The sequence below is a fragment of the Pseudoalteromonas sp. 31A1 genome (genome assembly GCF_011378815.1).
GTDB classification, from domain to species: Bacteria; Pseudomonadota; Gammaproteobacteria; order Enterobacterales; family Alteromonadaceae; genus Pseudoalteromonas; species Pseudoalteromonas arctica.
This window is the reverse complement of record NZ_WTKY01000044.1, coordinates 1-8,188: the sequence shown is the minus strand read 5'-3', so window position 1 is coordinate 8,188 and position 8,188 is coordinate 1. Positions and strand designations below refer to the sequence as shown.

The window sequence follows — 8,188 nt, the reverse complement described above, 5'->3', positions numbered from 1 at the left end:
ATAGAAGATATCCCCGATGGGTTAAGCCAAAACCATCTAAGTATCCCCATAAAAAGAAAAATGCCAGTCAGCTTAACTGACTGGCATTAACCTTAGGTCCCTTTTTTAATATGCGTAAATAACATATTAGTTTGCGTGATTAGAAAACAAGTTATCAATAAGCTCATCTTCAAGTGCAAAGCGTGCTTCTAATGCCTCACCAATAACAGACAAGTCATCATCAAAACCCTTTAACAAGTCTTCTTTGTCTACTTCAGCGTACTTATCATTAAAATCTAACGCTATGTCGGTTGTACTGGAAATACGCGGGTAAATAGAGTTTGCAAGCTCTTGGCTCTGTAAGCCCTTTTTTTCACATGCTTTTGCTATATCGTCATACACTTCAAAATGGCCCGCAGATAGGTAATCCATTAAAAGTTGGCAAAATGATTCAATTAGTTTTGGCTCTGGCAATGCTTGATCTTGTTTTTCGTACGGCGTAAAACCTGCAATTTTGCAATAAAGTACAATAAGGTCTTGGCGTTCGTTTAGCCATTTATCAATTACTGTGTGGCTACCACCCCATTTTTGTTGAGCTTTTTCTACACGCGTCAGCATAACTGTTCTCCTAGCTGGGTTGGTCTTTCAATTAGAATATAATAAGTTTATGTACATCAAGATATATTTAATTTGCGAGTATATCAACAAGTAAAGTTGAGCTACTTTGAGGGGTGTACCTTTTTATATAATCTAAGGCGAGAGATTTTATTTTAGGCAAGAAAAAACCACCAGTTACGGTGGTCTAATTTCTTTCAGTGACTTGTTATAACAAGCTTTCTTATTTTTATGAGATGATTTTTATTGTTATTATTTTAAAACATTTATTTTTATTGTTTTAAGATTTTTATTATTGTTTTTGTTAACGCGGGACAAACAATAACAAGGTTTTTGTAATGTTGCAAACATATTAATAAAAAGTTTTAAATGTTATTCTTTTTTGCTTGTTTTATAGTCAAAATGGATTAAAGCACGCCATTATATTGATCTGCCTCTAGGTAAAGCTGTTTTCGTCCCTAAGCAATAGAGGGTCGGAGAATATGGTGGTACAATCTTGCACAATTTATACAAGTCTTAGGATCATTTACGCCATGAGCGAATTAAAAAACGACCGTTATTTACGTGCACTTGCAAAACAACCTGTTGATGTAACTCCGGTATGGATGATGCGCCAAGCAGGACGCTATTTACCAGAGTATCGCGCTACACGTGCACAAGCGGGCGATTTTATGAGCCTGTGCCGTAATGCTGAGCTTGCATGTGAAGTAACACTGCAGCCATTACGTCGCTACCCGTTAGATGCCGCTATATTATTTAGTGATATTTTAACGATTCCAGATGCGATGGGTTTAGGTCTTTACTTTGAAACTGGCGAAGGCCCTAAGTTTGAACGTCCTATTTCATCACTTGCTGATGTTAAAAAAATTCCAAAGTTAGACCCTACAGACGAGCTTGGCTACGTAATGAACGCAGTAAGCACTATTCGTCGTGAACTTAAAGGTGAAGTACCGCTTATTGGTTTTTCTGGTTCACCTTGGACGCTAGCAACTTATATGGTTGAAGGCGGTAGCAGCAAAGTATTTGGTAAAATCAAAAAAATGGCGTTTGCAGAGCCGCAAACACTTCATTTATTACTCGATAAGTTAGCTGACTCAGTTATTGATTATTTAAATGCTCAAATTAAAGCTGGCGCGCAATCGCTAATGGTATTTGACTCATGGGGTGGTGTATTAAGCCCGCGCGATTACAACGAATTTTCACTGCAATATATGCATAAAATTGTAGATGGCTTAATTCGTGAATACGATGGTCGTAAAGTACCGGTTACTTTGTTCACTAAAAATGGTGGTCAATGGATTGAAGCTATTGCAGCAACTGGTTGTGATGCAATTGGTCTTGATTGGACTATTAATATTAGCGACGCTAAGCGCCGTGTGGGTGATAAAGTAGCTCTACAAGGTAATATGGACCCATCTATGTTACACGGTACACCAGAGCGTATTCGCCAAGAAGTAGGCACTATTTTAGAAGACTTCGGTACAGGCAATGGCCACGTGTTTAACTTAGGCCACGGTATTACACCAGATGTAGACCCTGAAAATGCTGGTGTATTCATTAATGCAGTACATGAGCTAAGTGCTAAGTACCATAAGTAATAGCTACTTAAATAAACTTTAAAACTGTTTAAAAGTAAAAAACCCGCTAAGTTGCGGGTTTTTTGTTACCTATTTATAAAGGTTTTTAAAACTACTTATTTAAATAAGCGATTTAAACCATTTAATGCCGCAACACGGTAGGCTTCAGCCATGGTTGGGTAGTTAAATGTGGTATTTACAAAGTAGTCGATATTATTGCCACCATTTTTTTGCTCCATAATGGCTTGGCCAATGTGAACAATTTCAGAGGCACGCTCGCCAAAACAATGTACGCCAAGTACTTCTTTGGTTTCAGTGTGGAATAATATTTTTAAACTACCTACTTCAGTACCAGCAATTTGCGCGCGAGCCAAATGCTTAAACTGTGCACGGCCAACTTCATACGGTACTTTAGCGGCTGTAAGTTCTTGCTCTGTTTTACCTACTGAGCTCATTTCTGGAATGGTATAAATACCAGCCGGAATATCGATAATCAGGCGGTCATCACAGTTACCACACGCAATGGCGTCAGCAGCTATACGACCTTGGTCAAACGCAGCACTTGCAAGGCTTGGGTAGCCAATTACATCACCAACAGCATAAACGTTATCAATTTCTGTTTGGTATGTTTCGTTCACTTTTAGCTGACCACGGCTGTCGGCTTTTAAACCAATGGCTTCAAGGTTTAGCGTATCAGTGTTACCAGTACGGCCATTAGCAAATAAAATACAGTCAGCTTTTACGCGTTTGCCTGATTTTAAATGCATAATAACGCAGTCGTCACGCGTCTCTATTCGGTCAAACTCTTCATTATGACGAATAACAATACCGCTGTTCCAAAAGTGATAACTAAGCGCATCAGATATTTCAGCATCCATAAAAGCAAGTAGTCGGTCGCGTGTATTAACTAAATCAACTTTAGCGCCTAAACCTTTAAATATAGAAGCGTACTCACAACCAATTACACCAGCGCCGTATATAAGTACGCGATGAGGATCGTGTTTAAGACCTAAAATAGTGTCGCTCTCATAAATACGAGAATGCGTAAAATCGACTTCTGGTGGGCGATAAGGGCGTGAGCCCGTTGCTATAACAATCGTTTTAGCGGTCAGTCGCTCGGTTGAACCATCATTTCTTTTTACTTCAATTGTGTGCTTATCTACAAAGCTCGCATCACCTTGAAACATATGAATGCGGTTGCGATCGTAAAAGCTGCTACGTAAATTAGATTGTTTAGAAATAACAGAACTGGCATGACGTAAAATATCAGGAAATGTTAAGCGACTAGGGCGCTCGCCAATATTAAATAACGGGTTTGCTTTGTATTCAATATAACGGCTAACAGAGTGGCGAAGCGCTTTTGAAGGAATTGTTCCCCAATGAACACAACCACCACCAACGGCTTCTTGGCGTTCAATAACCGCTACTTTTTTGTCATTTTTTGAAAGGTTCATGGCGGTACCTTCACCGCCAGGACCCGTGCCAATAATTATTGCATCATATTGGTATGTCACGGGTACTTTTTTTTGTTCTGGTTGTTTGGCCACAGCCACTCCTAAATTAATTAAAAGAGGCTTTTAATAACCTCGCATTAAGTGCTAGCCATGCCTGTTTTTGATTTTCCCAGGCGGCTTCCAACTCATGGTATTGTGCCATTAATGCTGAGCGTTCACACTGCTTTGCCATGTTATTTTTTTTAACTTCTAACACTTGTTTTTGTAGTGAACAATAATTTTGCAGTTTTTTCAGCAATAAATCGTACTCTTGTTGTAATAATGTAATCTTATCTTGTGCTAAAGGCAATTTTGCAAGACGCGTTTGCGTTTTACTCATTAGCGTTTCGGCCTTTGCTTTTTCGATACGTTCAACAGGTGTACGCTTTAGTTTATTGGCTAAACCAACAGCTGCTAAAGAGCGGATCATCCATTTTGTTGGATCGTAATGAAACCATTTAATACCGTTACGGTAGTCGCTTGCAAAAATATGGTGGAAGTTGTGATACCCCTCACCGTATGTAAATAACGCTAAAAAGCCGTTATCGCGTGCCGTATTTTTTTCGGTGTATGGGCGAGAGCCCCAAATATGTGCAACCGAATTTATAAAAAAGGTAAAGTGTTGGCTTAGTACTAAGCGTAGTAAACCTGCAAGAATTAACATACCCCACACATCACCAACTAATAAACCAAGTGCAAGAGGCAAACCTACGTTCATAGCAACAGCTAGTTTTAAGTAGTGCTTATGTTGCCACATAACGACTTTATTTCGTTGTAAATCACGACAATTACTATAGTCGTTGTAGCTATCGCCTTGGTAGTCACGTAACATCCAGCCGATATGGCTATACCAAAAACCATTGGTAGCCGCGTAAGGGTCTTTTATTGGGTCGTCAACTTGACCGTGATGTATACGGTGATCGCTACTCCAATGCAAAGCACTGTTTTGTAGTGCAAAAGCACCGCCAAGCGCAAAAATAAATTCAACAGCAGGGTGTGCGTTATAGGTTTTATGTGCCCATAATCGATGGTAGCCAGCAGTAATTGATAAGCCTGCATAAAACATGCAGCCAACAAAAGCAATCCAATGCGCGCTGGTAAATCCGTAGCTAATGGCGTACCAAGGTACAAGTGTGGCAGCCGCCAAAAAGGTTAGGCTAAAAAATAGGACGTTTGTCCAAATAATCGGTGGTTTATTCATAATTCTCAATCTCAGCGTACAACTGTAAGCTAAAATAGTATTTCAAACTCTCGTCGTCAAGTATTAGACTGTACAATTGAGCTAATATCACTAAATATTCATATAAAATAATTCAGGGAGCTGTTGATGTCGGGTGTTAGAGCGCAACAGAAACAAAAAACACGACAGGCGTTAATTCAAGCGGCATTTAATCAGCTGAGTGCTGATCATAGTTTTTCGAATTTAAGTTTACGCGAAGTAGCACGAGAAGCCGGTATTGCCCCAACTTCTTTTTATCGTCATTTTAAAGACATGGATGAACTCGGTTTAACCATGGTAGACGAAGCAGGTTTAACCCTTCGCCAACTTATGCGTCAAGCACGTAGACGAATAGCAAACGATGGCGGCAGTGTTATAAATACCTCGGTTGTTACGTTTATGGAATTTATTGATAACTCAAGCAATCAATTTAGGTTATTACTACGTGAACGCTCTGGGACTTCTAAAGCATTTAGAGCCGCTGTAGCCCGCGAGGTAAAACATTTTATTTTAGAGTTGGCTCACTATCTAGAAAGCGAAACTAAGTGCAACGCTATGCATGCCTATATTCAGGCGGAATCTATGGTAACGCTCGTATTTAATGCGGGTGCAGAGGCGCTCGATATAGAAGGATTGCAACGCGACGAATTGATTGAGCGCGTTATTTGGCAGCTGCGTTATATTACTCGTGGAGCCGGGCATTACGTAAGAGAAAACACTGAACAAAGTTAGCAAATTTAAAAATTCATTGTAGATTTTTTGTGCCTATTTCTTTATATTAACGCACTATAATAACGGCATACCTTTTAGCCGTAACTAAATAATAAATAAGTCTCTTATTAAGAGAAAGCGAGGATGCAAATGCTCACCAAGGATCCGGTGAACTTAAATTACCCCCCACTATTTGAACAACCACATAATGAGCCTGAAAATTCAGAGCCTGTGGTTACATTCTCTTATTTAAGTCGTGCTCAGCTTTGCAAACTTCCTAAAGTGTTGCAAAGGCAACTGCAAGACAACCTGTTTGGTGCGCTAGATAAACACCAAGCTGCGCGATTACGCGACGACACTCGGTGCCAATATTGGGCTAAAGACAAAGAGTGGAAAAAGGTACCATATTCTCTGTTTAAGCAAGCTAGTACACGCCTAGCTGTTTACCCAAAACAAACTCAAGCACCAACAAAGTACTCGGGCGCGGTTAATAATGGTTCAGTTACATCATCGCAAACAGCGTTGCAAAACAATACTTTTATAAATAACACAGTAATGACGCCAAGCACTTCTGCATTTATAAACAGCCAATCAGCTGCGCAAAATAGTCCGCAATTTATAAATCAGCAAAGTTATAACCAAAAACCTAAAAAAGCGGTGCAACCTATACAACAACATGCGCCCGCTGTACGCATTTATAAGCCAGAGCTAAACAGCACAATGCTACTAAAAGCGTCTCACACTGTTAGGCAAAATTTTACAACCCACGTACTTAGCGCCGCTGAAACCGTAGAGCAATTAGCACAGCAATATACCGGCTATAAAAATGCCAATTTAATTTACGATTACAACTTAGGCTATAGCGAGCGTAAACCTGCTAAAGCAGGCACAAGCTTAACAGTACCCAGTGGTTGGAAACTCAATATAGAAGGCTCATGCAGTAACAGTCGCAATGTAGTTATTCAGTGGCAAGGGCCAACAAGTGGGCAAATAACGCTACAACTAGAAAAAAAACACCCAGACGAAGTCTCGTTTTGGCAGCACTACGCTGAGGTAAAACCGGGTCTTTATAATGTTACGGTAACGGCCAGTGGCGCAACCGACACCACCACATTTACAGTTGAACAACCCACTTTAGCCTACGAAATAGAACTACTCGACGAAGCCGGCGAGCCACAAGCCAACATGGGCTACAAAATACGCCTACGCAACGGCCACATTATTACCGGGCAGCTTGACCAAAACGGTTATGCCAACGTATCAGGCCCCGACTTTGAAAACGCTAAAGTCAGCTTTTTTGAACTCGACAGCGAAGATTGGTCTGTAGGCAAAGTTTAAGGATACACAATGACCCAACAACACACCGTAGCCCAAGGTGAAACGCTATTGCGCATAGCAAAGCAATACGGCTACCAAACATCTAAAGCGCTTTACAACCACCCAAGCAATGCAGAGTTTAAAGCCCTACGCCCAGACCCTAATTTAATTTACCCGGGCGATAAAATTACGATTCCGCCTAAAAAAGAAAAGTTTATTCCGCTGCGCACCAACAGCATTAACAGCTTTGTTGTACAAAACGAAAAAGAGTATTTTCGCCTGCAAGTATCGTACGACGACGGCGATGACGTAGCCGGTAAACGCGTAGTACTTAATATTGGTAACCAAACAATAGATACCGTACTGCAAAGTGATGGGCTTATCGAAGTAGAACTTAATAATAACGACGCCCTAACTGGTACCGTCGATTTATACTTAAATGAAGGCGATACCACACCAACTAAAAGCTTTGCGGTACAAATAGGCAATTTAGATCCAATCGACACGCTTTCAGGTGTACAAGGCCGGTGCAATATGTTGGGGTTTGATTGTGGTACGGTTGATGGTGTTATGGGTAAAAAAACTCGCATTGGTGTAAAAGAATTTCAGTACGAGCACGATCTCGACATAGACGGCATACCAGGCCCTAAAACCAAAGCAAAACTACAACAAGTATTTGGGAGTTAGTATGAGTGCCCCGCACAGTATGGCAATGGTAGTAAATAACATAAACCCGTTAACTATGGTTAAGCCTGCTTTTGTATTTATGTATCAGGTTGATCCAAATACGCCAAAGTATGACAAAGAGCAGCTTATACTTATAAATAAACAACATAGCTGGCAACAAGTACAATCTATAGCCAGTGTAAGGCTTGATTCTACATGGGTAAAAATAAAATTTACTAATATCCCCCAAAGCGGCAGCTTTGATTTAATGCAAGACCCAAATGATGGCCAGCCAGCTTATTATATTTTCGACAATGTCCCACTCAGTGAGCTTTACAAGCAAACGCCAGAAACCGTTTTAATGGCAGAAATAGTAGAAGAGTAAGTACGAGTACTTTATTTTAATAACACAAGTTTTAATGAATGCACTTATTTATATTACCTCGTAAATAAGTGCATGTAGTAAAAGGATAGTTTTAATGACATTTTTAAAAAATCACAGCATGCTTTGCGCCCTCAGCGTTTGTTTTAGCTTATTGCTAAGCGGTTGCTCAGAGCCCTCATCGCAAAGTTCACCACAAGTAGAGGTTGATGTTGCTAAATACCCATGG

At 40.2% G+C, this 8,188-nt stretch carries 8 protein-coding genes; 5 read left to right on the top strand and 3 right to left on the bottom strand.

The window, feature by feature from the left end; translation table 11 throughout:
* Positions 1-126: 126 nt before the first annotated feature.
* Positions 127-597, bottom strand: a complete 471-nt coding sequence (locus GQR52_RS19985) for an Rsd/AlgQ family anti-sigma factor (RefSeq protein WP_007582240.1) — start codon at positions 595-597, stop codon at positions 127-129.
* Between the two features lie 530 nt (positions 598-1,127).
* Between GQR52_RS19985 and hemE the strand changes: the two genes are divergently transcribed.
* Positions 1,128-2,192, top strand: a complete 1,065-nt coding sequence (gene hemE / locus GQR52_RS19980) for a uroporphyrinogen decarboxylase (RefSeq protein WP_002961084.1) — start codon at positions 1,128-1,130, stop codon at positions 2,190-2,192.
* A gap of 95 nt (positions 2,193-2,287) precedes the next feature.
* Here hemE and sthA read toward each other — a convergent pair whose 3' ends face one another.
* Positions 2,288-3,718: a Si-specific NAD(P)(+) transhydrogenase gene (sthA, locus tag GQR52_RS19975; RefSeq protein WP_197176402.1), complete on the bottom strand. Its 1,431-nt coding sequence runs from the start codon at positions 3,716-3,718 to the stop codon at positions 2,288-2,290.
* A 13-nt stretch (positions 3,719-3,731) separates the two neighbouring features.
* A complete protein-coding gene (locus GQR52_RS19970) occupies positions 3,732-4,865 on the bottom strand; it encodes a fatty acid desaturase (RefSeq protein ID WP_165729571.1) in 1,134 nt (377 codons plus the stop codon).
* A 126-nt stretch (positions 4,866-4,991) separates the two neighbouring features.
* Between GQR52_RS19970 and fabR the strand changes: the two genes are divergently transcribed.
* The 4 genes from fabR (at position 4,992) to GQR52_RS19950 (ending at position 7,962) form a co-directional block, all read left to right on the top strand.
* The gene (fabR, locus tag GQR52_RS19965) at positions 4,992-5,615 is read left to right on the top strand and encodes an HTH-type transcriptional repressor FabR (RefSeq protein WP_007582233.1); all 624 of its coding nucleotides are present in this window, start codon (positions 4,992-4,994) and stop codon (positions 5,613-5,615) included.
* A 147-nt stretch (positions 5,616-5,762) separates the two neighbouring features.
* Positions 5,763-6,932: a hypothetical protein gene (locus GQR52_RS19960; RefSeq protein ID WP_346774289.1), complete on the top strand. Its 1,170-nt coding sequence runs from the start codon at positions 5,763-5,765 to the stop codon at positions 6,930-6,932.
* 9 nt (positions 6,933-6,941) lie between these two features.
* Entirely contained in the window at positions 6,942-7,598 is a 657-nt protein-coding gene (locus tag GQR52_RS19955) for a peptidoglycan-binding protein (RefSeq protein ID WP_165729569.1), read from the top strand.
* Position 7,599: 1 nt separating this feature from the next.
* Positions 7,600-7,962 carry a hypothetical protein gene (locus tag GQR52_RS19950; protein WP_165729568.1) on the top strand — a complete coding sequence of 121 codons (363 nt, stop codon included), beginning with the start codon at positions 7,600-7,602 and terminating at the stop codon, positions 7,960-7,962.
* Positions 7,963-8,188: the final 226 nt, after the last annotated feature.